Origin of the sequence: Arthrobacter sp. A5 (assembly GCF_051131705.1) — a bacterium.
In the GTDB taxonomy this organism is placed as follows: Bacteria; Actinomycetota; Actinomycetes; order Actinomycetales; family Micrococcaceae; genus Arthrobacter_M.
In genome coordinates this window covers 3,536,585-3,561,229 of the sequence record NZ_CP180316.1, presented here as the reverse complement: position 1 = coordinate 3,561,229, position 24,645 = coordinate 3,536,585, and the positions used below count along the sequence as shown (strand labels likewise).

General features: G+C 65.4%; 25 protein-coding genes and 1 pseudogene. 22 read left to right on the top strand and 4 right to left on the bottom strand.

What is annotated here, in order from left to right:
* Positions 1-54 precede the first annotated feature (54 nt).
* Both ACLLJI_RS16810 and istA read right to left on the bottom strand, forming a co-directional pair.
* The gene (locus ACLLJI_RS16810; protein WP_434614634.1) at positions 55-654 is read right to left on the bottom strand and encodes an ATP-binding protein; all 600 of its coding nucleotides are present in this window, start codon (positions 652-654) and stop codon (positions 55-57) included.
* Complete coding sequence (gene istA, locus ACLLJI_RS16805) at positions 651-2,117, bottom strand: IS21 family transposase (protein WP_434614631.1); 1,467 nt, start codon at positions 2,115-2,117, stop codon at positions 651-653. The genes ACLLJI_RS16810 and istA overlap by 4 nt, the downstream gene beginning before the upstream one ends.
* A 353-nt stretch (positions 2,118-2,470) precedes the next feature.
* On the opposite strand from istA, the gene ACLLJI_RS16800 reads away from it, so the two are divergent.
* The 6 genes from ACLLJI_RS16800 to ACLLJI_RS16775 all read left to right on the top strand — a co-directional run bounded on the left by ACLLJI_RS16800 (position 2,471) and on the right by ACLLJI_RS16775 (position 9,308).
* Entirely contained in the window at positions 2,471-2,854 is a 384-nt protein-coding gene (locus ACLLJI_RS16800) for an integrase core domain-containing protein (protein ID WP_434614628.1), read from the top strand.
* A 189-nt stretch (positions 2,855-3,043) separates the two neighbouring features.
* On the top strand, positions 3,044-4,354 hold the full coding sequence (locus ACLLJI_RS16795; protein ID WP_434621468.1) for an ISL3 family transposase: 1,311 nt from the start codon (positions 3,044-3,046) through the stop codon (positions 4,352-4,354).
* A 535-nt stretch (positions 4,355-4,889) separates the two neighbouring features.
* On the top strand, positions 4,890-6,155 hold the full coding sequence (locus ACLLJI_RS16790) for a dihydrolipoyl dehydrogenase family protein (RefSeq protein ID WP_434614625.1): 1,266 nt from the start codon (positions 4,890-4,892) through the stop codon (positions 6,153-6,155).
* Between the two features lie 18 nt (positions 6,156-6,173).
* Complete coding sequence (locus ACLLJI_RS16785) at positions 6,174-8,021, top strand: glycoside hydrolase family 15 protein (protein WP_283562139.1); 1,848 nt, start codon at positions 6,174-6,176, stop codon at positions 8,019-8,021.
* Positions 8,018-8,689 (top strand): TVP38/TMEM64 family protein, encoded by a 672-nt coding sequence (locus ACLLJI_RS16780; protein ID WP_434614622.1) that lies wholly within the window; start codon positions 8,018-8,020, stop codon positions 8,687-8,689. Before ACLLJI_RS16785 ends, ACLLJI_RS16780 begins: the two co-directional genes overlap by 4 nt.
* A complete protein-coding gene (locus ACLLJI_RS16775) occupies positions 8,682-9,308 on the top strand; it encodes a CDP-alcohol phosphatidyltransferase family protein (RefSeq protein ID WP_434614620.1) in 627 nt (208 codons plus the stop codon). Before ACLLJI_RS16780 ends, ACLLJI_RS16775 begins: the two co-directional genes overlap by 8 nt.
* Here ACLLJI_RS16775 and ACLLJI_RS16770 read toward each other — a convergent pair.
* Entirely contained in the window at positions 9,290-10,720 is a 1,431-nt protein-coding gene (locus tag ACLLJI_RS16770) for a dihydrolipoyl dehydrogenase family protein (protein WP_434614617.1), read from the bottom strand. The genes ACLLJI_RS16775 and ACLLJI_RS16770 overlap by 19 nt on opposite strands.
* A 113-nt stretch (positions 10,721-10,833) precedes the next feature.
* On the opposite strand from ACLLJI_RS16770, the gene ACLLJI_RS16765 reads away from it, so the two are divergent.
* The 13 genes and pseudogenes from ACLLJI_RS16765 to ACLLJI_RS16705 all read left to right on the top strand — a co-directional run bounded on the left by ACLLJI_RS16765 (position 10,834) and on the right by ACLLJI_RS16705 (position 22,447).
* Positions 10,834-11,490: a class I SAM-dependent methyltransferase gene (locus ACLLJI_RS16765; protein WP_434614614.1), complete on the top strand. Its 657-nt coding sequence runs from the start codon at positions 10,834-10,836 to the stop codon at positions 11,488-11,490.
* A 157-nt stretch (positions 11,491-11,647) separates the two neighbouring features.
* The gene (locus ACLLJI_RS16760; protein ID WP_434614612.1) at positions 11,648-12,100 is read left to right on the top strand and encodes a hypothetical protein; all 453 of its coding nucleotides are present in this window, start codon (positions 11,648-11,650) and stop codon (positions 12,098-12,100) included.
* Positions 12,101-12,216: 116 nt separating this feature from the next.
* The gene (locus ACLLJI_RS16755; RefSeq protein WP_434614609.1) at positions 12,217-12,885 is read left to right on the top strand and encodes a Crp/Fnr family transcriptional regulator; all 669 of its coding nucleotides are present in this window, start codon (positions 12,217-12,219) and stop codon (positions 12,883-12,885) included.
* Positions 12,882-13,181 carry a DUF427 domain-containing protein gene (locus ACLLJI_RS16750; protein ID WP_434614606.1) on the top strand — a complete coding sequence of 100 codons (300 nt, stop codon included), beginning with the start codon at positions 12,882-12,884 and terminating at the stop codon, positions 13,179-13,181. Before ACLLJI_RS16755 ends, ACLLJI_RS16750 begins: the two co-directional genes overlap by 4 nt.
* A gap of 62 nt (positions 13,182-13,243) precedes the next feature.
* Positions 13,244-13,792 (top strand): carboxymuconolactone decarboxylase family protein, encoded by a 549-nt coding sequence (locus ACLLJI_RS16745; protein WP_434614603.1) that lies wholly within the window; start codon positions 13,244-13,246, stop codon positions 13,790-13,792.
* A gap of 43 nt (positions 13,793-13,835) precedes the next feature.
* The gene (locus tag ACLLJI_RS16740) at positions 13,836-15,344 is read left to right on the top strand and encodes a hypothetical protein (RefSeq protein WP_434614600.1); all 1,509 of its coding nucleotides are present in this window, start codon (positions 13,836-13,838) and stop codon (positions 15,342-15,344) included.
* Position 15,345: 1 nt separating this feature from the next.
* Positions 15,346-16,593 carry an ABC transporter substrate-binding protein gene (locus ACLLJI_RS16735; protein ID WP_434614597.1) on the top strand — a complete coding sequence of 416 codons (1,248 nt, stop codon included), beginning with the start codon at positions 15,346-15,348 and terminating at the stop codon, positions 16,591-16,593.
* Positions 16,593-17,462: an ABC transporter permease gene (locus ACLLJI_RS16730; protein ID WP_434614594.1), complete on the top strand. Its 870-nt coding sequence runs from the start codon at positions 16,593-16,595 to the stop codon at positions 17,460-17,462. Before ACLLJI_RS16735 ends, ACLLJI_RS16730 begins: the two co-directional genes overlap by 1 nt.
* A complete protein-coding gene (locus tag ACLLJI_RS16725) occupies positions 17,453-18,334 on the top strand; it encodes an ABC transporter permease (protein WP_434614590.1) in 882 nt (293 codons plus the stop codon). The genes ACLLJI_RS16730 and ACLLJI_RS16725 overlap by 10 nt, the downstream gene beginning before the upstream one ends.
* Entirely contained in the window at positions 18,331-19,458 is a 1,128-nt protein-coding gene (locus tag ACLLJI_RS16720) for an ABC transporter ATP-binding protein (protein WP_434614587.1), read from the top strand. The genes ACLLJI_RS16725 and ACLLJI_RS16720 overlap by 4 nt, the downstream gene beginning before the upstream one ends.
* A gap of 343 nt (positions 19,459-19,801) precedes the next feature.
* Positions 19,802-20,431, top strand: a pseudogene (locus tag ACLLJI_RS16715) (FAD-dependent oxidoreductase); the annotation flags it as partial.
* Between the two features lie 1,079 nt (positions 20,432-21,510).
* On the top strand, positions 21,511-21,873 hold the full coding sequence (locus ACLLJI_RS16710; protein ID WP_434614584.1) for a TA system antitoxin ParD family protein: 363 nt from the start codon (positions 21,511-21,513) through the stop codon (positions 21,871-21,873).
* Between the two features lie 301 nt (positions 21,874-22,174).
* Positions 22,175-22,447 carry a hypothetical protein gene (locus ACLLJI_RS16705; protein ID WP_434614581.1) on the top strand — a complete coding sequence of 91 codons (273 nt, stop codon included), beginning with the start codon at positions 22,175-22,177 and terminating at the stop codon, positions 22,445-22,447.
* A gap of 79 nt (positions 22,448-22,526) precedes the next feature.
* Here the strand turns inward: ACLLJI_RS16705 and ACLLJI_RS16700 are convergent, their stop codons facing one another.
* Positions 22,527-22,751, bottom strand: a complete 225-nt coding sequence (locus ACLLJI_RS16700) for a hypothetical protein (RefSeq protein ID WP_434614578.1) — start codon at positions 22,749-22,751, stop codon at positions 22,527-22,529.
* 212 nt (positions 22,752-22,963) lie between these two features.
* Here ACLLJI_RS16700 and ACLLJI_RS16695 point away from each other — a divergent pair, with 212 nt between their 5' ends.
* The 3 genes from ACLLJI_RS16695 (at position 22,964) to ACLLJI_RS16685 (ending at position 24,577) form a co-directional block, all read left to right on the top strand.
* A complete protein-coding gene (locus tag ACLLJI_RS16695; RefSeq protein ID WP_434614575.1) occupies positions 22,964-23,284 on the top strand; it encodes a hypothetical protein in 321 nt (106 codons plus the stop codon).
* Between the two features lie 327 nt (positions 23,285-23,611).
* Complete coding sequence (locus tag ACLLJI_RS16690) at positions 23,612-24,106, top strand: TraM recognition domain-containing protein (protein ID WP_434614572.1); 495 nt, start codon at positions 23,612-23,614, stop codon at positions 24,104-24,106.
* Between the two features lie 9 nt (positions 24,107-24,115).
* Positions 24,116-24,577: a hypothetical protein gene (locus ACLLJI_RS16685; protein ID WP_283562224.1), complete on the top strand. Its 462-nt coding sequence runs from the start codon at positions 24,116-24,118 to the stop codon at positions 24,575-24,577.
* Positions 24,578-24,645 lie beyond the last annotated feature (68 nt).

The following is a 24,645-nucleotide window of genomic DNA, read 5'->3' as shown; positions in this document are numbered from 1 at the left end:
CGCCTCCTTCATGGAAGCACCGTTGCTTCCATGACCAGCGTCCTCCCACGGAAACTATGCCGATATGGGAACAGTCGATTCTTGTCCGGACCCCAGCGGCAGGGCCTCTTCTGGTACCCGCGTTCCCAGCACCTCGGCATAGTTACCGGCTCGGCATAGGTCGATGGCCAGGATCTGGTTTTTGGCCAGGGATGCCAACTCTTTATCCAGGCGGTCTTCGTCCTTGGCCCGGCGCAACGTCATCACCAGGGAGGACGTGGTGAAGAAACGTGCCTGGATGCCTTTCTGGCAGGCGGCGGCCACCAAGGCGGAGGCCATGTGGGTTTTGCCGGTGCCCACGTCCCCGTAGAGGACCAGGTCCTGGGCGTGGTTGATGAACGCCAGGGATTCCAAGGCCTGCCGTCCGTAGTCTTCGGGGAATCGGACGCTGGAGTAATCAAAACCGGACAGGCTTTTCAACGCCGGTAGGCGCGCGGATTTCAACAGCCGGGCCCGGCGTGATTCCTGCCGGGATTCGTGCTCTGCCAACAGCACCCCGTGGAGGTATTCGCGTTGTTTCGGTGTTCCTTTCTCGGCCCATTCACTCAAGACGCTGCCGGTCAGGGAGGCATGTTTGCCTGCTTCGAGGATGTCTTGGACGGTGGTCATGCTCATGCGACTTCTCCCGTGGTCGTCTCCAACGTGGTGAAGGTGTCGTAGATGCTCAGATCCACGTTCGCAGCAGCCGGTTCGGTGCCGTGCGCCAGCCTGCGGGCCAGCATCCCCAGCGCTGCCATATCTGGTTCATCCCCGCGCTGGATCAGCGTGTCAGCGGCCTGCATCGCGGCATCGAAGCCGGCGGATCCTGAAGCGGCATCCACCGCGCTGAGCAACCTGCGCCGGTCCTTTACGGTCGCTTTGTCCAGCCAGTCGCGCACCGGGTCGGTGACCAGGGCCCGCAGCGGGGAATGCCCCCAGGCACCGGGTTTGGTGACCAGCAACGGGACCAGGGATGCTGGTTCGAAGATCGTCTGGGCCTGGTGTCCGAAGGCCCGCGGGAAGGACCTGACCGGGGCTGAGTGCTCATCAAGGATCTGCACCACGTCGTGGCGCAACCCCACGGTGAGGTTCCTGCTGTGGAAGGCGGGCCCGGCGGCATAGGTGTTCCCATCAATGAGGATATTCCCGGTCTTATCGGCCTTCCGCGACTCATAGCGCACCGGGTCGAAAGCGACTCCGGGCAGCGCCAACGAAGCGGAAACGTCGTGGGCGAATAACTCGCCCACGCTCAGGCCCTTGCGATAGTGCGTGGTGGTGGCCAACGCATCGCACCTGGCCAGCAACACCTCGTTCAGGCCGGCCAGCGTGGCGGCCTCTGGTTCGGGAACCATGAAGTTACGGCGCAGGAATCCGACCGCGTTCTCCACGTTCCCTTTCTCGTGGCCCGAGTACGGGTTGCAGTAGCGGGACTCGGACCGATAGTGAAGCTTGAACGCACCAAAGAGTTTCGTCTCCACGACCTTGGTCCCGACCCGCCGTCCGATGCCGGTGGCGTTATCAAAGACCATCTGCCGTGGCACGGCCCCAGCGTGCTCGAACACCCTGCGCAGTCCGTGGCTGACGCATTCGGCAGTTTCGCCCCGGTACGCCTGAACGAAGCGCATGTTCGAAAACGGGAAAGTCACCACCAGAATATGCAGGATCTGCCGGATCCCGGCAATGATCGCCTCGGCCTGCCCGAAATCGACCTGCACCGTTCCGGCCGGCCACACCAGTTCAGTGAAGCCCTCACCCGCCTGCCGGTTCCGGGCCGTCCACTTCTTCACGAACCGTTGGACCGGTGAATAGGTGCCAGTGAAACCGTGCTCATCAACGAGCCGGTCAAAGATCCGTTTGGCCGTATGCCGCTGCTTGCGGTTCCTCCGTTGGTCCTCGCCCAACCACCCCTGGATGATGTGTTCAAACCCGGTCAACACCGAGCCCCCTGGCCGCGCCAACGGTGCCGGCGGCACCGGGGAGAAGTCTTCCCGATCGGCGTACTTGGCCACCGAATCCCTGCTGATGCCCAACCTGCGGGCGATCTCACGCACAGGGACACCTTGGGAGTCCAGTCGTCTGATATTTTCTTGTACTGACATGGGTACCGTCATCTGCTTTCCAGCCCTTCCGGCGCATACGCTTCGCAATGGCAGCGCCGTAAGGAACTTATCTGGGGGTGGCGGGCCCATGTCCCCAACACGCTGGGAACCGCCCCGAACCACCCGGTGATCTCAATCTCTGCGCACTCCCCAAAAATCCATGAACCGGAGGGGAAATGCCTGGCCTGATTCTTAGCGCTCTTTTAGCAGGAAACCGGCCACTAACCCGGCAGGATTCCCTGGCTGAAACGGCCTACAAATAGTCGATCACACACAGTTGCGCAGACCGGGCACCCGCCAGGGTATCTGCACGCGGACGGTGGGGCCGCAATGACCTCCAGGCCCTGGCCTCGATGCTGGTGGACATGGACATCACCCGGTCGCATTCCAGACCCCACACATCGAATGACAACCCATTTTCGGAGGCCCAATTTAAGACCATGAAGTATGTCTCTGACTACCCGGATCGCTTCGCGTCCGTCAACGAGGCCAGGACCTGGATGGAGGGTTTCATCACCTACTACAACCATGAGCACCGTCACTCCGGGATCGGATACCACACCCCGGCCAGCGTCCATTACGGCACCGCCGCCGTGCGTGAACAACGCCAAGCCACCCTGGACCGGGCACACAACGCGCATCCCGAACGCTTCGCCCGCCGCCCAATCACACCCCCGCTGCCCCTCAAAGCGGCGATCAACGACCCAGCAAAACGCCCCGAACCCTCGGTTCATTAACAACAACCATCATGCCTCATTTGATGGCTCTTCGCATTTGAGCATGGTTAGGGCGGCCTAAGAATTGGGATTTGTGGGATGTTCTCCGGCCTGCGCGGCGTGGCGTGAGGCGGAACGAGGTCAGGGTCTCCTTGAATTGGTAGCGACCAAGCTTCCAATCATAAAAGAGACCCTGACTTGTCTAATTCTATGTCCTGCCCGAATGGGCGCTGGTGCGAACGGGCAGACACGATGTTCGCCGTCGACGGCGTGCACGTCATCTCTGCCGCGAATGCTGCCAGCAGACTCCTCCTTCATGTCGAAACCGATCAGAACACCACCGGTTGCCCGGACTGCGGGGTTGTGGCGATCGGCCACGGCCGCCGTAAAGTCCGCCTGCACGACGCACCGTCGTTGGGGCGGCCGGTGTCCCTGGTCTGGGTTAAGCGGGTATGGCGGTGTCCGGACACCGGCTGCCCCAGAGGCACCTTCACCGAGGAACACGCCCTGGCCGGTCGTCGGGCGAAACTCACGACCCGGGCCGTGCACTGGGCCGTGGACGCACTGGAACGCTTCGATACCTCCGTCTCGGCCCTGGCACACCAGCTCGGCGTGGCGTGGCGGACCGTCTGGGACGGAATCGAAGCCGAAGCACTCCGGCGGCTCGCGGACAAGGTCCGGCTGACCGGGGTGGACGCCCTCGGCGTTGACGAGCATGTCTGGTCCCATACCGGCTTCCCCGGCACGGGCATGGTCACCGGGATCGTGGACCACACCCGCGATGAGAAGGGCCGTGTTCATGCCCGGCTGCTGGATCTTATGCCGGGACGGTCGGGGAAGGTCTACGCGGACTGGATCAAGGCCCAGGGCAAGGACTTCGCCGAGGGGATCAAGGTCGCAACACTGGATCCATTCCGTGGTTACGCCAACGCCGTCCGTGATGAGCTACCCGAAGCAATCACCGTCGTTGACGCATTCCACGTCGTAAAGCTTGGTGGTGCTGCTCTGGACGATGTCCGCCGCCGCGTCCAACAAAGCACCCTGGGACACCGCGGACGTAAAGGGGACCCGCTCTTTGGGATCCGCCGCACCCTGCAGATCGGTGCCGAACACCTCAACGACAAACAGGCCAAACGGCTGGAGGACAAACTCATCGCCGGAGATCCCGGCCATGAAGTCACGCTGGCCTGGCAGTGCTACCAGAAGCTCCGGGATGTATACCACTCCAACCCGGCCAGAGGCCGGGATCTGGTGACCGGGATACTCACTTCTTTCCCGTCCTGTCCGATCCCGGAGATCGCCAGACTCGGCAGGACCCTACGGCAATGGAAGAGCGCGATCCTCGCGTACTTCGAGACACACGGGGCCTCCAACGGACCGACCGAAGCGATCAACGGTGTTATCGAGACCACACGGCGGATCGCCCGCGGATTCCGGAACTTCGACCACTACAGACTCAGATGCCTACTCGCAGCCGGCGGCCATCGCCCATACCGGAAAAAAGCGGCAAACCATGCCTAAATGCGAAGAGCCCATTTGATTTGACACATTCCGGAATGAACTGCTAAAAATTTGCAATCGCGGCAGTTACTTGGATAGCCACTTAGAGAAAATGCCAAGGGTATTTCTCGCTCAGATACAAGCACGCTTTCTGAGAGTCGGTCGGACCGCCGCCACGTACTATCTGTCGGCAGTATCCTGCGCCCCAGCTTCCGCAAAGTGCGCATCAGGCGTTGTGTGTCCCCGATCGCAGAACTTGGTCCGGGAACACCCCTACGGTGGTGAGACCGGGTTTCACGGATAAAAGGGTCGCCGCCACGAGGCGTTCCGCCGGAAAGAACCAACATGCGGCCAGGGACGCCGGTAGCGTGGATCGGCTGGCGCACAGGACCGACGCCTGCTTGGGTGGGAGTGGCAGCGCGCCAGGCTTTCAGGAATGCCACGTTGATAAACGAGGAGGAGTTTTCATGGCTGAGATTGTTGATGTTGTTGTCATCGGGAGGGGCCGGGCGGTGAGACCGCAGCTGGCGAGCTCGCAGAAGCGGGCCTCTCGGTCGTGGGAATCGAAGGACGTCTGGTTGGCGGGGAGTGTCCCTACTACGGCTGCATTCCGAGCAAGATGATGATCCGGGCCGGGAACTCCCTGGCAGAGGGCCGAAGGATTCGCGGCCTCGCCGGGGATGCCGATGTCCGCCCGGACTGGGCTCCCGTGGCAGAGCGGATTCGCTCGGAGGCCACCGACAATTGGGATGACACCGTAGCGGTAGACCGCTTTACCGGCAAAGGCGGACGGTTTGTCCGTGGCCGGGGCAAAATCACCGGGCCGCGGACCGTCACTGCAGGCGGTCAGGAGTTCACCGCCCGCCGCGCCATCGTGATCAATACCGGCACGGAACCGATGATTCCTCCCATCCCGGGCCTGGCCGACGTGCCGTACTGGACAAACCGGGAGGCAATCGCCGCCTCCGAGGTCCCGGAATCCCTGATAGTTATCGGGGGAGGGGCGATCGGGGCGGAACTGGCGCAGGCCTTTGCACGCTTCGGAACCCGGGTCAGCGTCCTGGAAGCCGCGCCGGGCCTGCTGCCCCCGGAAGAGCCCGAGGCCGGCAAGCTCCTCGGGGACGTGCTGCGCGGGGAGGGCGTCGACGTCCACGTCGGGGCGCGGATACAAAGCGTTCATCACTCCGCGGGCACGTTCAGAGTCGACGTCGGAGGATCCACCCTGACCGCCAGCCGGCTCCTGGTGGCCACGGGCCGCACCACCAACCTCGACGCCCTCGCTGTGGCCGCCTTGGGCCTGGATCCGGTCGCTGGGTTCCTGGACCCCGATGTGCACATGCGAATTGCCGACGGCGTCTACGCCATCGGGGACATCACCGGCAAGGGCGCCTTTACCCACGTGTCCATGTATCAGGCGGCCATCGCCGTCGGGCACATCCTGGGCCAGGACCCGGGCCCGGCGGAATACCATGCGGTTCCGCGGGTGACGTTTACCGATCCCGAGATCGGTTCCGTGGGCATGACCGAGGCCCAGGCCCGCGGGAAAGGCCTGAACGTCCGTGTCGGGCTCACGGACCTGGCCACGTCCGCCCGCGGCTGGCTCCACAAGTCCGGAAACCAGGGATTCATCAAACTCGTCGAGGACGCCGACCGCGGGGTGTTGGTCGGAGCAACGTCCGCCGGCCCTGCCGGGGGCGAGGTCCTTTCTTCCTTGACACTGGCGGTCCACGCCCGGATTCCGGTCAGCACGCTGCGCCGGATGATCTACGCTTACCCGACGTTCCACCGCGCCATTGACGACGCGCTGGACGGTCTTGAATGAATCAGGCAGGGTGTACCGATGACCAGTGAACCCATTGCCAACTACGCCATGCTCTCGGATTGCCGCTCCGCCGCCCTGGTGAGCGCCTCGGGGTCCGTGGACTGGCTGTGTTTCCCCCGTTTTGACAGCCCCTCAGTGTTCGGACGGATTCTGGGTGAGGACGCGGGTTTCTGGTCGATCCGGCCTGCGGCCCCAGACGCCTCGACCCGGCGGTACCTCGGCCCGACGATGGTGCTTGAAACGGTCCACGCCGCGGTGGGCGGGACGGTGACAGTCACCGATGCCCTGGTGCTGGGAGACGGGAACCGGGGCCACGAACTCGGTGCCGGGGCGCCCGGAACGTTGCTGCGGCAGGTGGCCTGTGTCGACGGAGAAGTCGAGATGGAGGTGACTTTCGCGCCGCGGCCGGAGTACGGACTCGTCCGGCCGCTCCTTGAGGACACGGCCGGCGGAATCCTCGTCCACGGCGGGGCCGACGTGCTGGCTTTCTCCACCCCGGTTGCCTTCGCGCTGGATAATGGTGAAGCGCGGGCGAAGCTGGTTCTCCGTGCCGGAGACGTTCTGGGATTCGCCCTTCACCACGAGAATCCCGGGCCGGTATCGCCGGCGTTCTGGAGCCAGGCAGAGATTGGCCGCCGGATTGAGGACACGATGGAGGGCTGGGGCAGCTGGTCGCAGCTGCATCAGAGCTACGACGGGCCCTGGCAGGATCTGGTCGCTTCCAGCGGCCGGATCCTGCAGGCACTGACGTTCTATCCGACCGGTGCGATCGTCGCAGCCCCGACGACGTCCCTGCCCGAGGTCGCCGGCGGCACCCGGAACTGGGACTACCGGTACACCTGGATCCGGGACGCCAGCATGACCTTGCAGGCGCTGTGGGTGGCCGCGTGTCCGGACGAGGCCGGGAAATTTTTCCAGTTCCTCGCGACGGCGGCCGCCGGCCGGCTGAGCGGCGGCGACGAGCTGCAGATCATGTACGGCATCGGCGGGGAACGGGACCTGTCCGAGCGCGAACTGGCCCACCTTCCGGGCTGGCGCTCAAGCGCCCCGGTGCGGGTGGGCAACGGCGCTTGGGACCAGCGCCAGCTCGACGTCTACGGCGAGATCCTCGACGCAGCCGCCACCCTCCCGGAATATCTCAACGATTTGGAGCCCGGGACGCGGCGGTTCCTTGCCGATGCGGCCGACGCTGCAGCATCGCGCTGGCAGTCCACGGATCAGGGCATCTGGGAGGTCCGCGGCACTCCCCGGCATTACCTGCATTCAAAGCTGATGTGCTGGGTGGCCGTTGACCGGGCCATCAGCCTCGCCGGGGTCCTGAACGCGGAAGAGCGGGTTCCGCACTGGATGCAGACCCGGGCGCAGCTCGCCGACTCGATCCGGACCAACGGCTGGAACGAAACAGCCGGCGCCTATACCCGGGCCTACGGCTCCGAGGACCTGGACGCGTCGGCGCTGATGCTCTCCATCGTGGGGTTCGTGGCCGCCGACGATCCCCGGATGCTTGCCACGATCGACGCCATCGAAGACCGGCTCACGGACAGGCGGGGTCTGGTGTACCGGTACCAGGCCGACGACGGGCTCTCCGGGGAGGAGGGCACGTTCCTGCTGTGCACGTTCTGGCTCGCCCATGCCCTGGCACTGGCCGGACAGACCCGGCGCGCCCGGGCCGTCTTCGAACGGGCCGCGGGGTTCGCCACGGATCTGGGCCTGCTGGCCGAGGAGGTTGCCCCGGACAGCAGCGAGCTGCTCGGAAACTTCCCGCAGGCGTTCAGCCATATCGGCCTCGTCAACGCAGCCTGGGCCATCAGCACGGCAGAGGACGAAGACCGGCTCCCTGCCGCCGGCGGCGGGGAAACCCCGTGACGGGTCCCGTTCCGGGCGGACGGCGCCGGGCGCTGATGCGGCTGGGGATCCTTGTGTTTCTCGTGGCTGCCGCCGCAGCAGCGGTGCTGGTCTCTCCGCTCCCGCCGGTCGGGGAGATCCGCAGCTATTTCGGCAGAACAGGCTGGTGGGGGCCAGCGGCGTTCATCGTCGCCTATGCAGCGCTGACGCTGGCTCCGGTGCCCAAGAACGTCCTCTCCGTTGCAGCGGGGCTGATCTTTGGGCTCGGCGGCGGTCTCGCCGTCGTCTATGCCGGTGCGATGCTCGGTTCCGTGGCTGCCTTCTGGCTGGGCCGCTGGCTGGGCCGGGAGGCGGTGGAGAGATTCACAGGCACGCGGGTGGAGAAAGTCGACCGGCTGCTGCGGCGGCGCGGGCTGGCGGCCATGATCGGTGTCCGCCTGGTGCCCGTTCTGCCGTTTACGGCTATCAATTATGCAGCTGGGCTGACCTCCCTGGGCTGGTGGCAGTACTTCTTTGGGACTGCGATCGGTATCCTTCCCGGCACGGTGAGTTTCGTGGCGCTGGGTGCGTTCGGCCTCAAGCCGGGATGGCAGCTCGACCTCGCGCTCGGCGCCCTCGGAGTGCTGACTTTGGCGGGGCTGGTGGTCGCCGTCCGGCGGCGCCGGACGGGGAAGGGCGCCGATGTTTGATGCCAGGTTGCGGCGGGTCATGGAGCCGGCCCTGGGACGGGCCGCCGCTTGGCTGGACCGGCCGGGGATCACTCCGGACAGGCTGACGGCCCTGAACCTGGTTCTTGGCCTGGCCAGTGCAGCCCTGGCGGCCGGGCAGTGCTGGCTGCCTGCCCTGGCCGCGTGGCTGTTGTGCCGGATCGCCGACGGCCTCGACGGTCCGCTGGCCCGGCGCCGGAACCGCCGCACCGGAAACCAGGACACCGGCAGGGGCGGATTCTGGGACATCTGCGCCGACTTCGTCGTCTACGGGGCAACGGTGGTGGGCGTGGGTATCGGCGCAAACGCCGCATTCGCCGCCCCGTGGCTGCCGTTCCTGCTGGTCCTTTTTGCCTACTACATCAACGGCACCGCGTTCCTTGCGTTCTCCTCCATCGCCGAAAAAGCCGGCCGCCAGATCCGGGACGGTCGGTCGCTGTCGTTCCTGCCCGGCCTGACCGAGGGTGCGGAGACCGTAGCCGTGCACAGCCTGTGGCTCATCTTCCCCGGTGGTGCGTGGGAAATCGCCGCCGTCTGGGCGCTGCTGGTCACGGCCAGCGCGGTCCAGCGGATCATCGCCGGCTACCGCTCCCTGCGGTGAAGCGCAGCGCTGTCCAGCCAGCGGCGCCGCCCCCAGACCAGGGCCGCCGTGGCCCGCCCCATCAGGGGGGAGGCCAAGCGCTCCCTGACATCAGCAACGGCGGCGTTCCACACGCCGTCCGAATAGGTGGGGTAAGCATGCGTTGTTCCGGCAATATTCGAGGTGGTCATGCCCTTCTGCACAGCCAGGGTCAGCTCGGCCAGGGATTCCCCGGCCCGGGGGCCCACCAGGGTGCCGCCGAGGATTTTCCCCCGACGGTCCACGACCAGCCGGGTGAACCCGCCCGTGTTGCCTTCGGTCACGGCCCGGTCAACGTGGGAGTGCTGGACCGTCCGGACGCGGTGCCCCGAACCGCCGTCGGCCGTGGAAAGCCCGACGGCGGCAACCTCCGGGGACGTGAACGTCACCCGGGGCACCGTGGCGCTGATGCGCCGTTTGAGCCCAAGGACCGCATTGGCGGCGGACACGGATGCGTGGACCCCGGCCAGATGCGTGAACTGCAGGTTCGCCGTCACGTCCCCCGCGGCCCAGATGAGAGGGTTGGTGGTCCTCATCCGTGTATCCGTGACAATGTGGCCGCCCCCATCCAGCTCCACCCCCACCCGCTCCAAGCCAAGGCCGGCGGTCCGGGGCGAACGGCCTATGGCCATCAGGACCGTGTCAGCCGCAAGGGCCGTGCCGGTCCCGAGCTGGAGCCGGGTCCCCGCGCCCGTGCTGGCAGCCTTTTCAATGGTGGTGTGCTCCAAGATGCGGACGCCGTCGGATTCGAGGGCTTGTCGCACCAGCGAGGCTGCGTCGGGGTCTTCCCTGGGAAGGATGCGGGAGCGGACCACCATGGTCACCTGAGATCCCAGGCGGGCGAAGGCCTGCCCGAGTTCGCAGGCGATAGGACCGCCTCCCACAATGGTCAGCCGGGCCGGGAGGGTCTCCAGGTCCCACACCGTCTCCGAAGTCACCACTAAGTCCCGATCCAATCCCGCGATGCCGGTGGTGGTCGGCGCGGCACCAGTGGCGACCAGCGCCTGCCGGAAGCGGATGGTCTCGCCGTCGACCTCAGCCACACCGGGTCCGCGAAACGTCAGGGTGCCCTTGATAACCCGCACCCCGGCGGCTTCGAGCGCTGCCGGGGAGTCGACGGGTTCAATGAAGTTGATAGCGGCGAAGATGCGTTCCCGCACTGCCTTGAATTCCGGTGCCTGCCCGGTCAGTGCACGCACTTGTGCCGCGTGTTCGGCGGCTGAGAGGAGCGTCTTGGACGGGACGCATCCGGTCCACAGGCAGTCACCTCCCGTGCGGGCTCGTTCAACCAGCACGGTGCGCGCCCCCATCCCGGCCGCCGTCGTGGCGCCGACGATTCCGGCCGTGCCGCCGCCCACCACCAGCAAGTCTACGAGTTGGTGCTTGTCTGTCATGATGGACTCCTCTTGAGTGAGCTTGATTGCCGGACACTGCACCGGCCGGTGCGGTCCGCCGCGACCGTGCCGCCGACGCGGAGCGAAACGGAACGAACCGGAAGGAGCCCACCTTGGGCGATAAATACACGCGGTTTGCCCCGTTCTATGACCTGCTGTCGGGGGAATACCCTCTCTATCATGCCGGACGGGTGCTCGGCATCGCTGCCCTCGCCCCCACTCAGGGCCAGCAGGTGCTGGACATCGGATGCGGCACGGGGCTGAATTTCGCCCTGCTGCAGGACCGTATCGGTGCCTCCGGCACGATCGTGGGCATCGACCGCAGCGCCCAGATGCTCCGCCAGGCCCGCCGCCGCGCCGAAGCCCGCCACTGCGACAATGTCATCCTGGTCCAGGCGGATATGGTGCTTGAGGACCCCGCCACCCTCCAGAGACGCATCGTGGAGGCAGGGGGAACGGCCCTCTCGGACGCCGCCCTTGCCACGTACTCGCTGTCGCTAATGGGTGATTGGGAACGGGCCTGGGCGACCACGACGTCCCTGCTGGGCCCGGGCGGCCTGGTCGGGGTCGTGGACATGCAGGACCCTTTGGGCTGGGCGCGGTGGCTGACTCCGCTGGCGCGGCTGGCCTGCGCGCTGGGTGGCTCCGACATCCATGCCGCACCCTGGCGGGCCGTCGAGGAACAGTGCACCGAGGTCGTCCGGGCCTCGGCCCGGGCGGGCCACCTCCAGATCCGGGCCGGGAAAACGGTGCCGAGCCGGACAGGGTGAACCGCCACCGCGCAGGCTCTCGGGCGGGGATGCGATCGCGATAAAGGACAAGGCCGGCGGCAGTGGCTTGTTGTGTACTCCAGATTACGGAAGAGGGGCCTTGACCGGTCATACGTTGAAGGGGTCAGCACAACCACCTCCACGAAAGGCCGCCGCCATGGCTTCCGCACCAGCTCTTACACACTCTTCCATTTCCTCCGGCCTGGGCAAGCGGGTTCTCGCCGGGGTCTCCGGCGGCCTTGCCGGCGGCATCGTTTTCGGCATGCTGATGGCGATGATGGGCATGCTGCCAATGATCGCCTCCATGGTCGGCTCCTCGTCGGCCGTGGTCGGATTCGGCGTCCACCTGATGATTTCTGTGTTTATCGGGCTGGGCCTGACCGTACTGTTCGGCAACCGGCCCCTGACCGGTTATCGCCGCAGCGCGCTCGTCGGACTTGCCTACGGAGCCATCTGGTGGGTCCTGGGTCCGCTGATGATCATGCCAGCCATGTTGGGCATGCCGCTTTTCGCCGTCAGCCCGACCGCTGTGCTGAGCCTGATGGGGCACATGATCTTTGGGGCTATTCTGGGGTTGGTGGCCGTACGGGTCATTGCGGGCCGGCCATGAGGGATGAATGCAAAAGTGAGCTGGCCGCCGTCGTCCCCGGCGACCTGAGGCCGTGGACCCCGAGCCTACGAGAGGCAGAACCGTTGGTGAGTGGACCGCTTGATCCGTTCAGCTGCTTGACCGAAGTCGAGCTGTTCGCCGACCTGAGCGCCCAGGAAATCGCGGCCATGGACCTCATGGCCCCGGCCCGGCTGTTCCGCCGCGGGGAACTGCTCTTCAGCCAGTCCCAGCCGGTCACGGCCCTGTTCATCCTCAAGAGCGGCCGGGTCCGGGTCTTCAGGGTCGCCGAGGACGGCAAGGCCCTGACCATGGCCATCCTGGAACCCGGTGCCGTGTTCGGGGAAATGATGCTCGTCGGCCAGCGCATGTATGACAACTACGCCGAGGCCATCGAGGATGCCACGATCTGCCAACTCAGCGTGGACGAGGTCGAACGGTTCCTGCTTTCGGATCCGCGCATCGCCATCCGCATCTCCCGGCTGCTCGGCGAGCAGGTCGCCCGGCTTGAGGAACGCCTCACCGACCTGGCCCTGAAACCGCTTTCCGCCCAGGTTGCCTCAACACTGTTGAAACTCTCGGAGAACATCACACCGCACCGTTTCAGCCAGGGACGCACCATCCACCTCACCCACGAACAACTCGCCGGGCTGCTGGGCGCCTCCCGGGAGGCCACCAGCAAGGTCATGGGCGAGCTCACCGGCAAAAATGCCGTCCGGCAGGGCCGCGGACGCATTATCGTCACGGACCGGGACATCCTTCATAAACTGGCCCGGAGCTCCTCATGATAACGGCCACGTTTCACGGCCAGGTGATCGCCCGCGCGGAGCAGACGGTCTTTCTGGAGGGAAACCACTACTTTCCGCCCAACTCCGTCGAACCCGCTGTCTTGGCGAAGAGTTGGCTGCGCACCTTGTGCTTTTGGAAGGGCATCGCCCGCTACCACCATGTCCACGCCGGTGGTTTCCGCGCTTCCAACGCCGCCTGGTCCTACCCCCTGCCGTCCCCGCTTGCCTGGACGATCAAGGGCCACGTCGCTTTCGACCCCGCCAGTGGCATCGTCATTCGCGACGAGAAACACTGAGCCGTCACTCTCTCGCCACCCTGCTTGCCCCCCACATTACGAAAGACCGGAGATCACCCCCCATGCCACGCATTCCCACTCACACCGTTGCCACCGCACCCGAAGCCTCACAAGAGACAGCGAGGAAACTCGAGCGGAAAATGGGCAAGCTGCTGAACATCCATGCCGGAATGGCACACTCTCCGGCCGTGATCGCCTCCTACACGGGGATGAACGCAGCCATCGCCGCACACGGCACCTTCAACGCCCGCACCCGGGAGGCCATCGCCCTGGCCGTGGGCAACCAGAACGGCTGCGACTACTGCCAGGCCGCGCACACCCTCTCGGCCCGACGGGCGGGCCTTGAGGAGCAGCAGATCCTTGACATCCGCGCCGGGGAAGTGGACTTCGACGACAAGATCGACACCATCACCGCCGTCGCCCGCGAGGCCGCGGCCAACACCGGACACGTCCAGGAAGCCACCTGGCAGGCTGCCCTGGCCGCCGGCTGGAGTGCCGATGAACTCGCAGAGACTTTTGCCCACATTGCCGCGAACCTGTTCACCAACTACTTCAACCACTACGCCGGCACCGAGCTGGATCTCCCGGCGGCACCGGAACTGCACGCCTAAAAGGGAACCGGACCACCATCCGCCTCCAGCCCGCATCCGCAGCATGACCAAGAGGACCACCATGAAGATCGCCGCCCTCCTCCGAGGCATCGAAATGACCACCAGGCCGATCCAGCCCGAAAGCAGGAATGCACTGGAGCGGCGCTGGGCGCAGCTGCCTGATCACGTCAAAACCCCCGGCCAGCTGCTGGGGCGGACCGCCGTCGGATGCGAAGGCACGCACGGAGTCTTCCCCAAATGCAACCTCACCTGCTCACCCTGCTACCACTCGGCCGACGCGAACAAAGTCAGGATCGACGGCGGCCACACCGTCAAAGGCGTCACCGAACAGATGGAGTACCTCCGCAGCGTCCGTGGCCCCCGCGCCCATGCCCAGTTGATCGGCGGGGAAGTCAGCCTGCTCCCCGCCGGGGACCACGCCGCGGCGCTGTTGGCCATGCGTGCCAACGGCCGGGAACCGATGTCCATGACCCACGGAGACTTTGACTACCAATACCTGCTCGACGTCGTACTGGGCCCGGGCGGCACGCCACGCTTTGACAGGGTCTCCTTCGCCGCCCACTTTGATTCGCTGATGCGCGGACGACGCGGCGCCGTGCGCCCCCACAGCGAAGCCGAGCTCAACCCGTTCCGGGCACAGTTCGCTGAAATGTTCACCACCCTTAAACACGATCACGGCGTCCGTTCCTACCTCGCCCACAACATGACCGTCACACCGGCCAACCTTGACCAAGTCACCGAGGTGGCCCGGGTCGTGTTGGAGATGCCGTATGACATGCTCTCGTTCCAACCGGCAGCCTACATCGGGGATGACCGCAGGTGGTCCGAAGGATTCGAGGCCGTCTCCATCGATGCGGTGTGGTCCCGGATCGAGGCCGGGGCCGGGCATGCCATCCCGTGGCAGGGCACCCAGTTTGGGGACCCGCGCTGCAACAGGACCGCCGTCACCGTCACCGCCGGGACCCGCAGCGCTGCCCTGCTGGACCCGGATGACCCCAGGGACCTTGCGGCCCGCGACAGGGTCCTGGCGCACTTTGGTGGCATGATTTTTGGCGGCACCCCCGCCTGGATTGTGGGCGCGAAAATCCTGCGGGCGCTCCTGTCCTACCCGGGCGACGTTCCCCACCTCGTCTCCTTCGCCGTGCGCCTGATGCGCCGGGCGGGCGGGCTGCGGGCCGTAGCGTCCGCGGCCTTCAAACGCCGCCTGTCCTTCAGGACGTTCGTGGTGCACAACTTCATGGATGCCGCCGACGTCGCCCCGGCCTGGGCATTGATGGAGCAAGGCGTGGCCAGCGATGACCCGAAAATCAAGGAAACCCAAGAACGCCTCGGCGCCTGCATGTACACCATGAGCCACGCGGAGACCGGGGTGCTGGTGCCCGCCTGTGTCCAGCATTCGGTCCTGGATGCCGGCGAAAACGTCGGATTGCGCAAAATGCTCCCCATCAGGCCCGTCACACGCCCTCCGGCGAACGGGGATCCGGCCTCGACCGTTCCTGCCTCCACGGATTCGACCACCGGCCCGGCCGGCGCGCGGACAAGGAAAGGCTGATATGCGAAGGTTCGGCATCCGCCGCATCCGGTTCGGCACGTTCATCGCAGGCGCTGCCGCTGCCTTGCTTGTCCTCAGCGCCTGCAGCGCCCCAGCCCCGGCGCAGCAGAGTTTTGCCAGCTGGGACCAGGTCGTCGCGGATGCGAAGGGCCAGACGGTGCGGTTGTGGATGTATGGCGGTGACGAACAGGGCAACGCCTATGTGGACAAGGACTTGATCCCGGCCGCGGCCACGCTGGGGGTCACGCTCCAGCGCGTTCCCGTCGCCGATACCAGAGACGCCCTGAACCGTGTCCTGACCGAGATCCAGGCCGGCACCCGGGATGGCACCGTCGACTTGGTCTGGGTCAACGGGGACAACTTCGGCACCGGAAAGCAGGCCGGCGCCTGGTCATGCGGCTGGACGTCGCAGCTGCCGAACATGTTGCTGACCAACTCCTCCGATCCCCTGCTGGGCAACGACTTCGGAACCCCGGTCCAGGGTTGCGAGGCACCGTGGAGCAAAGCGCAGTTCACCATCGCCTACAACTCCGCTACCGTCACCGACCCGCCACATACCCTGGCCGGGCTGTTGGACTGGGCACAACAACACCCCGGCCGCTTCACCTACCCCGCGCCCCCGGATTTCACCGGATCCGTCTTTATCCGGGAAGGACTCGACAGCGTCTCCGGCGGTGACAAAAATGTGCCGCTGCGCTTTGACCAGAAAGCCTTCGACCGGCTCACCCCCGCCCTGTACAGCAGGCTCAAGGAACTGGCCCCTTCACTCTGGCGCCAGGGTAAGACATACCCCAAGACCTCCGCTGAACTCAATACCCTCTATGCGGGTGGGCAGGTGGACTTCACCATGACCTACGGACCGGCCGAACTGACCAAACTCGTCGCCGACGGCACCTATCCTGCCGCCACGAAAGTCCTCACCCTGAACGAGGGCACGGTGGGGAACGCCAGTTTTCTTGCCATCCCGTCAACCTCCGGGCACAAGGCAGCGGCTATGGCAGTCGCGAACCTGGCGCTGTCACCGGAACAACAGGCCGCCAAAGCAGACCCGCGGGTCTGGGGCCAGTACACCGTTCTGGACACTGCCCGGTTGGACCCTGCCCAGCGAGCCCTGTTCGAGCAGCTGCCGCAGTCCGCCGTCGTGCCGTCCTACGATGTGCTTTCCCGAAATGCCAACCCGGAACTTTCTGCCGCTTGGGTGCCGGCGCTCGACGACGCGTGGCGGCGACTGGTTCTGGCGGGCCGGTGATGACGGACATGGCCCCACCGGCGCCCGTAGGCGGTCGTTCCTGGCTTCCCGGGACGCTGATGGCAGCCCCCGCCATCCTCATTACCGCTTTCGTGGTCATCGGGGGAATGGCCACGGCCCTCGCCCAGAGCCTGGGCCTGTTCCCCCTGGTGGGCCCGCCGTCCCTGACGGCGGCGGCGTATGCAGCCCAGGCCAGCGACCTGCCGGTGGGGATCGTCCTTTCCCTGGCGATAGCTGCGGCATCGACAGTGGTGGCCTGCCTCGTGGGGTTCACCGCAGCGCTTGTCATTGTCCAGGGCAGGTGGTGTGGCAAGGTCGTCGCCGCCCTGGGCACTCTGACCGTTCCCGTGCCGCACATCGTCGGCGCTGCCTCCGTCTCCTTGCTGCTGGCCGACTCGGGACTGCTCGCCCGCCTGTTCAATGCCGGCGGGTCATGGCCGGAACTGGTCGGCGGTCCGTGGTGGATCGGCGTTGTCGCAGAATACGGATGGAAGGAATCAGCCTTCGTGGCCTTGGTGGTCACCGGAACCCTCGCCACCCGGGCGGTCAGCTACGACGAAACAGCAGCACTGTTGGGCGCCGGGAGGCTCAGCCGGCTCCGGAACGTCCTGCTTCCCCTCAGCCTGCCCACCTTGACCGTCTCCGCCACGATCATCTTCGTCTACAGCTTTGGCTCCTACGAAGTCGCATGGCTGCTGGGACGGGCGTATCCGGAACCCCTGCCCGTCATGGCGCTGCGCCTGTTCAATGCCGCAACACTCACCGCCAGGCCTGAAGCGGCAGCAGTGGCCATCGTGACCACCCTGCTGTCCTTTGGCGCCGTGGCCGCCGCCCTGGCCTACCTGCGCAGGAGCACACTGTGGCGCTGACCCTCCCACCCGATTCCCGTACGCCACTCTCCTGGCCCGTCCGGCCCGGAAACGGGCTGAGGGCATCCCATGGCATCGCCCGCACCCTCAGGGTCCTGTTGGCCCTGGCTCTGGCGCTTTGGTTCGTCCTGCCGCTCGTGCCCCTGGCCTTGTGGGCCTTTGCCGACCGCTGGTCCTTTCCGGCAGTGCTGCCCCAGGCCTGGGGCTGGGGCGGGGTGCGTGCCGCCCTCGCGCAGGGTGCCGTGCCGGCCTTCGGCCGCTCCCTGCTCCTGGGGCTGCTGGTCAGCGCAGTCGCCACGCCCCTTGGTATTCTTGCCGCACGCGCCCTGGCCTACCGCCGGGTCCTCCTCGCCTCGGCCGTGAACGTCCTGCTGTTCGCCCCGCTCGCCCTGCCGGCATTCGTCGCGGCACTGGGACTGAACGTGCTGCTGTTGCGCCTGCAGGTTCCCCCCTTTGCCGGCGTCGTTCTTCTGCTGACGGTGTACGCCCTGCCGTACACGAGCTACACCATGCGTGTCGCCTACGGCGCCCACGACCTCGCCGTCGAGGAGGAGGCCCGCCTCCTTGGCGCCTCTGCATGGCAGGTCATGTGGCGGGTTCAGCTGCCGTTGCTGGCGCCGGCCCTGGCCCGGGCAGCCTTCCTGGCATTCCTGGTCGGCTGGAGCGACTATGTCATCACCGTCCTCGTCGGTGGCGGCACGATCGTCACCGTCCCCCTCCTGGTGGCTGCCGCGGCCGCTGGCACCGGCAACGATGCCACCGTCGCACTGCTCTCCGCGGCGGCCCTGCTGCCGCCGCTTGTCCTGCTGCTGGTCCTTGGACTCTTCGGGCGCCGGCCAAGAAGTCATCAAACGAATGGAGACGTGAAATGATCCCAGCGGTCACGGTGGAGGGACTGTCAAAATCATTCCCGGGCACCGCCTCACCCGTCCTGGACCACGTCGACCTGACCGTGGAGGCGTGCTCGTGCACCGCGCTGCTGGGTCCCTCCGGTGCCGGGAAGAGTAGCCTGCTGCGCGCCATCTCCGGCCTCGAGCGGCCCGACGCCGGTCGTGTCCTGGTCGGCGGCCAAGACATGGCCGGGGTCAGGCCCGAGCACCGCGGCATGGCCATGGTCCAGCAGCGTCCGCTGCTCTTCCCACACCTGAATGTCCTGGACAATGTTGCTTTCGCCGGCACCGTCCGCGGAGTCGCCAAGAGGGCGGCACGGGCCGATGCTGCCGGCTTCCTCGAACTCGTGCAGCTGGCAGGGTTTGGCCCACGCCCGGTCGCGGCGCTCTCCGGCGGCCAGGCACAGCGGGTCGCCATCGCCCGGGCCCTGGCAGCCAGACCGGCAGTGCTGCTGCTGGACGAGCCGTTCAGCGCCCTGGATCCGGAACTGCGCTCTGTCATGCATGATCTGCTGGCGCAGCTGCGGCGCAGCGTGAACCCCACAGTCCTGATGGTCACCCATGACCGCAGTGAGGCAGCCGCCGTGGCCGAGAAGATTGCCCTGTTCAGTGGCGGCCGGATGCTCCAGCATGACAGCGTTGAACGGATGTACTCACGCCCGGTCTCCCTGGAAGCCAGCCGGCTGATGGGCGGTGCCAACGAGATCCCGGGCACCGTGCGCAACGGATGCCACCACTCGGCGCTGGGCGCGCTGCGGCTGCCCGGTGACACGACCTGGCCGCCCGGCCCAGGGATTCTGCTCGTGCGCCAGGAGAGCATCGAAGTCGGCCCGGGTAACGGCCCCGGGCTCCATGCAACGGTTTCCGGGCTGCGGGTCCTGGGTCCGCGGCGGCTGGTCAGCGTGGATGCGGCCGGGGTTCTGTTGCGTGCCGAAATTCCGTGGGGCCGTGCGCTTGCCGCCGGCGACACGGTCACACTGAGCATCCCGACGTCGGCGTTGGCCGTCGTGGACGATCCGGACACTGCCCACACGTTCCCAGGTGCCGAAAAAAGACCCCAGATCACAGTGCAGGGCCTGGCTACCCTGGCCAGCATCGACAACTGACCCGTCCGGAACCCCGCCGCCGGGCCAAAGATCCTCGGGACGTCCCCTCGGGGCGCCGGAGTGTTCGACCAGTCGGAATCCAGCGCATTGCCCACAGCCCGCCGGCCCGACCGGAGCCCGGCTGAGAATGAGGGCCTGGTCCCGGGCCTCGAGCCTGTTATGTGTTCCGCCGGCGGCGCCATGCACAATGCGTTCCGTGTGTCGTTCGGAATACAGCTCTTTCGGAATCCAGCCGACCAGGTGGGCATTGGGCTGCGACCGGATTTAGAGGTAGCTGCAGATGCGTCCGGGATCGCAGCTTGCCGGGTCCCCTGCTACGGCAGTCTCACGGACCGCGGCGACGGTTGCCCGGAGCCTGAACCTGTCCGCCGTCGACGTCAAGACCGGACCCCGTGGCGAAATCCTAGTCAACCCGCAGCTGAACAGCACCAACAAACGGATCTGGGTAGCCGGAGACGTGACCGGACACCACGAATTCGTCTACGTCGCCGCCGCCCACGGCACCCGCGCCGTTGAGAACGCGTTCAACCATGCAGGCCGCGACGTCGACTACCGGCACCTGCCCCGGGTTACCTTCACCAGCCCCGCCCTGGCCGCCGTCGGCATGACCGACCGCCAAGCCAACGAAGCCGGCATTCGGTGCGAGTGCCGGGTCCTGCCTCTGGAGTACGTACCCCGCGCATTGGTGAACAGGGATACCCGCGGGTTCATCAATATCGTCGCCACCGCCGACACCCGGCGCATCCTCGGCATCACCGCCGTCGCCCAGGACGCCGGGGAACAGGCCGCCGCCGGCGTCTACATCCTGGCAGCCGGCATGACCGTGGACCAGCTCGCCGGGCTGTGGAGCCCCTATCTGACCATGGCCGAAGGCCTCAAGATCGCAGCGCAGTCATACACCACAGATATCTCCAAGCTCGGCAAGGATCGCCACTTCGTGGAACAGTCCGTCGAGGACGTGGCTGTACTTTAGAACGGGGTCCTTCATGATGCCTCGCAAGGCCTCCGACCTGAGCTGGTAGGCCTTTGTATTGTCGTCGTGCTCGCGAACTAGACGCACCACCGATAGGGGGCGTCCGCGTTGACTAGGCCAGCGAGGATGTTTCTGTCGTGAGTCGCTACTACGACCTGTATGTCCTTGGCGCTGGCAATCCTCCCCAGCTCCTGGCCCAGTGCGAAGGCCTGAGGGGGTGAAGGAATGCCTCCGGTTCATCGACAATCAGAATGGGATAGGTAGCGGTCAGCAAAGGGATGAGAACGTTAATGAGGCTCCTCATGCCGTCGCCTTGGTCGCCCAGCAGCGGCAGCGTCTCCACCTCCAACTGGTCGTCGGTTGCGTCCTCGTATTGACGCAAAGGACGGGGCAGCTTCGGTGTCCCCACGCGCAACATGTACTGCTGGTTCAAGTCATCCAAGTGCAGACGTTTTTTGAACCGTTGTAAGGTTCTTGACTGTCAAATTGCTCCACTGCGGCGGTGAGGTCAGGAGATTCCGTTGCTTTCGTGATGTAGTGCTTTTCCGTAATGGCCGTTCCCGAATGCCGAGCTGCGCCGCGGCATGCTTTGAGCAATCACTACGTGGCCGGGGGTGTCTATGGGTGGTGATATCGCTGTCGCCCTAGCCGGAGCTGATATACGAGTCACAAGAGTCGCCGCGATCGTTGCTACGCCGGACTGGACCCGACTGCGATCAGTTTCGAGCTTGGGCAGCCGACACGCATGTTCCGCCGACCGGAGCTGCCCGGTTTCGTGAAGCGTTGGGCACCATTTTCCCCAAGGCAGCGGATGCCATACGGATCACCGTCGGCGATGGCGTAGATCATCTCGAAGCGGCACGGAGCCCGGATCTTCAGAACTGTGCCGTTAGCTGGCTTAGCGACGACGAGATGGTCGCCGACTGACGCTCCACCTACGGTGGTCGCCCGGGGCCAACGATCCACCTCCGGGATAGTGATCCGTGCCGTTAGAGGTCCCGCATACGGTTGCGGCGGCAAATGAATTACTTCCGCTCACGGCCATGGTGCCAAGTGTAGCGGGATGCTACGGTCTAATTATGAAGACGATGCCAACTCGCATTGATGGGGAACTTTTCGGGGCCGCGAAGGTCGCCGGCGAGATTCAAAGCCGCAGTGCTGCGCAGCAGTTGGATCACTGGGCTCGCAATGGCCGCGAACTGGAAGCGTCGCCGATAATCACGCACGGAGCGATCAACAAAGTTCTGACGGCACAGTCGTCTTATGACAGTCTTCCGGATGCCGCGCAGGCCATGGTCCGGGTGGCGTGGGATGAGCAGATCTCGGCAAAGATCGCGGGACTGAGTTTGAAAGACCGCTTGCAAGAAGCCGGTCGGCCCTGGGCAGAAGCGGATAAGCAGGGCCATGCAGTTGTTCGCAACCCCAGCGCCAATCCAGCGTGAGTTCACCCGTCCTTCATGTCCTTGCGGGACCAAACGGCGCAGGTAAGACCACGTTCGTGCACGCTGTATTGCAACCAGTTACGCACCCTCCGTTTATCAATGCAGATGAGATCGCAGCGCTGCGCTGGCCCGGCCATGAGGCCGAGCATGCTTAAGATGCTTCCGCTGCTGCAATGGCGGCACGTGACGACGCGCTAAACCACCGGCGTTCCTTCATCACCGAGACCGTATTCAGCCATCCCAGCAAAGTTGAGCCATAAAAGAAGGCACCTTTGCCGGCTACCTTGTCACCCTGCACGTAATGCTCGTCCCAGAGGAAGTCACTGTCCTGCGAGTGAAATACCGGGCAGCACAGGGCGGACATACAGTTCCCGAAACCAAGGTGCGGGAACGCTATCGGCGCCTCTGGGACCTGGTCGCGGAAGCACGCGACCTCGCTGACCGCTGCATCTTCTACGACAACAGCCGCGCGCCCACGCCGTTCCTGCCCCTTGCCAACTACGAAAGCGGGCGTCTCATTGGTGATCCGGTGTGGCCCGTATGGACACCTTCCGCACTCACCGGACACCTGTAGTCCTAGGGACCAAGATCCGCTGCAGGGGGTCTGTGGTACCTAACCGGACCACGGGTCGTCAGGATCACACCCGGCGACGTCATGGTGTCCGCTCAGCGGTGCGGGCACTCAGTCTGCGCTGCCATTCTTGCATGGCGATGTGGCCGGAAAACGTGTCGAGCAGCTGGAGGTACTCCTCGGCGTCGTAGCTGACGTCCCAATCGAAGTGGCGAACGACCACGTCCTCGAAGAGACCGCTTCGGTCGCTCTCGGCGCGGCTGTGGGGGATGTCGCCAGGCCGCAGCCAGGTTTCGCGCGCGGGCATCCCTCGCCGATCTCCTCGTAGACTTCCTGGATCTCGAAGAAGAACGGGGTCTCCGCCTTCGGGAATGACATGGGTGGCACTCCAGAAGGCGAGGTGGCCGCGGGGTCGCAGGAGCTCGTAGGCTCGCTGGTAGCGCAGCGCTGGGTCGATCCAGTGCCAGGCCGTGGCGGCGAAGACTCATCAACGCCATTCTCGATGCACCCGGAGCCGTTGTGACGACGTCGACCCGTGCCGACAACCTGGTGGTGACGATGCGCGCCCGGGCCTCCGGCGGCCGGCCAGTGACGGTGTTCGATCCACAGGGCACGTCGGGATTGCCGACGACGCTGCGGTGGTCGCCGGTCCGCGGTTGCAAGGACCCCGAGATGGACACCGAAGTCAAAGACGAGAATGCCGCGTGGCAGAAGCGATCCGTCATTGTGCTGCAATGCCTGCTGCATGCGGCGGCGCTGTCCGGGGACAGGGTGAGGGCGTTTCGGCGCTGGAGATTCTGGGCCAGCCGGAAGCCGCGCTTGGCTGGCAGGCCGATCTGATGGGAATCATTGAAGATGACCCCGCAACACCTCAAACTCGTGGATCGGCGTCACGGCCGCCGTCGCGCCTCTATCATCTCCAAAAGTTCTGTCGGCACTTGACCCGCACGGTGAGGCAGAACAATTTGATCCCAAGGATTTCATCCGTCAGCGCGGCACGCTCTACCTGATTGGCACAAAATCCGGGGCCGCCTCAGCCGGACCGTACCTGTCGGCGCTGATCGAGGACATCGATTACGCGGCGCGGGAGATGGCGTTTATTGCCCTGGGGGGACGGCTGGATCCGCCGCTGTCGCTGATCCTGGACGAGATTGCGAACCTTTCACCATGGCCCGGACTCCCTGTGGCGCTCTCGACGGCGGCGGCATCGGCATCTCCACGATGGTCGTGCTCCAATCCCTGTCCCAGGCACGGTCCGGCTGGTCCATAGACGAGGCGGCCACCATCTGGGACGCCGCCATCATCAAAGTGATCTTTGGTGGTGGATCGGACGAACGCGACCTGCGGGCCCTGGACGGGCTCATCGGTGAACGGAGCACCACCGTCAATACCCGGTCATGGTCCGCTCAGGGGCGCCAGGATGGCGAACAGATCCGGGAAGCCCCGGTCATCCCATTGCACGAGATCCGCCGACTTCCCGTCGGAACAGCGATCATGCTGGGCAGGCGAACCCGCCCCATTCTGTTGGACCTGCGCGAATGGCACAAACGCAAAGACGCCACGCAGCTCGGTGTGTCCAAAAACGAAACCGAACTCGAACTCGCCGCAGGCCACCGCCGGCGCCAAGAGACCAGCGAGAACGCCGCACCGGCAGACGAATAGGAAAACACCATGGATGAGGAAGAGTCCTTCGAATACACCGTCGGCGGAGGCGCCGAAGACGAGTTTGCCGCCATGCTGTTCGGCTCGACCGAGAGCAAACGCTCCAAACGGGTTCCGATGACATACCGATGGCGCGACATGGATCCTCGCACCGCGGAGGCGGTTTGGAAACACCTTGGACAGTGGGTGCAGTGGCTGGTGGATACTTACCATCTGCCAACCTCCGTGGTGCCGGACTGCTGGTGGAAACACAGCGACATGGTCGCCGAGCTCTACGGCCTGCAGCGCGCGGAACAGGCTTCGTACACAGAGGACGACGGCGGATTCGGTCCCATCACATTCCACGAACGGCTGACCTCGAGCATCGAGCGAATGCGCGAACACACCGCACGGCAGGCTGCGTGGGCCTACAGGCCCACCGGGAACCATCGGGAACCGTCGCGTCGTCGTGATGGAGGATCATGTGGCTAAATTCGTGCAGGATGATTTGCTGGCGGTGCAAGGGGGAGCGGGCGGGTGCGTGCAGGATCAGGTCCCGG

Excerpts from the sequence above, each read along its gene's own strand:
- ACLLJI_RS16810 (WP_434614634.1), bottom strand. The coding sequence starts at position 654 with ATGAGCATGACCACCGTCCAAGACATCCTCGAAGCAGGCAAACATGCC.
- istA (WP_434614631.1), bottom strand. The coding sequence starts at position 2,117 with ATGTCAGTACAAGAAAATATCAGACGACTGGACTCCCAAGGTGTCCCT.
- ACLLJI_RS16800 (WP_434614628.1), top strand. The coding sequence starts at position 2,471 with ATGCTGGTGGACATGGACATCACCCGGTCGCATTCCAGACCCCACACA.
- ACLLJI_RS16795 (WP_434621468.1), top strand. The coding sequence starts at position 3,044 with ATGTCCTGCCCGAATGGGCGCTGGTGCGAACGGGCAGACACGATGTTC.
- ACLLJI_RS16785 (WP_283562139.1), top strand. The coding sequence starts at position 6,174 with ATGACCAGTGAACCCATTGCCAACTACGCCATGCTCTCGGATTGCCGC.
- ACLLJI_RS16775 (WP_434614620.1), top strand. The coding sequence starts at position 8,682 with ATGTTTGATGCCAGGTTGCGGCGGGTCATGGAGCCGGCCCTGGGACGG.
- ACLLJI_RS16770 (WP_434614617.1), bottom strand. The coding sequence starts at position 10,720 with ATGACAGACAAGCACCAACTCGTAGACTTGCTGGTGGTGGGCGGCGGC.
- ACLLJI_RS16760 (WP_434614612.1), top strand. The coding sequence starts at position 11,648 with ATGGCTTCCGCACCAGCTCTTACACACTCTTCCATTTCCTCCGGCCTG.
- ACLLJI_RS16750 (WP_434614606.1), top strand. The coding sequence starts at position 12,882 with ATGATAACGGCCACGTTTCACGGCCAGGTGATCGCCCGCGCGGAGCAG.
- ACLLJI_RS16745 (WP_434614603.1), top strand. The coding sequence starts at position 13,244 with ATGCCACGCATTCCCACTCACACCGTTGCCACCGCACCCGAAGCCTCA.
- ACLLJI_RS16740 (WP_434614600.1), top strand. The coding sequence starts at position 13,836 with ATGACCAAGAGGACCACCATGAAGATCGCCGCCCTCCTCCGAGGCATC.
- ACLLJI_RS16735 (WP_434614597.1), top strand. The coding sequence starts at position 15,346 with ATGCGAAGGTTCGGCATCCGCCGCATCCGGTTCGGCACGTTCATCGCA.
- ACLLJI_RS16730 (WP_434614594.1), top strand. The coding sequence starts at position 16,593 with ATGACGGACATGGCCCCACCGGCGCCCGTAGGCGGTCGTTCCTGGCTT.
- ACLLJI_RS16720 (WP_434614587.1), top strand. The coding sequence starts at position 18,331 with ATGATCCCAGCGGTCACGGTGGAGGGACTGTCAAAATCATTCCCGGGC.
- ACLLJI_RS16710 (WP_434614584.1), top strand. The coding sequence starts at position 21,511 with ATGAAGACGATGCCAACTCGCATTGATGGGGAACTTTTCGGGGCCGCG.
- ACLLJI_RS16705 (WP_434614581.1), top strand. The coding sequence starts at position 22,175 with ATGCTCGTCCCAGAGGAAGTCACTGTCCTGCGAGTGAAATACCGGGCA.
- ACLLJI_RS16700 (WP_434614578.1), bottom strand. The coding sequence starts at position 22,751 with ATGCCCGCGCGCGAAACCTGGCTGCGGCCTGGCGACATCCCCCACAGC.
- ACLLJI_RS16690 (WP_434614572.1), top strand. The coding sequence starts at position 23,612 with ATGGCCCGGACTCCCTGTGGCGCTCTCGACGGCGGCGGCATCGGCATC.
- ACLLJI_RS16685 (WP_283562224.1), top strand. The coding sequence starts at position 24,116 with ATGGATGAGGAAGAGTCCTTCGAATACACCGTCGGCGGAGGCGCCGAA.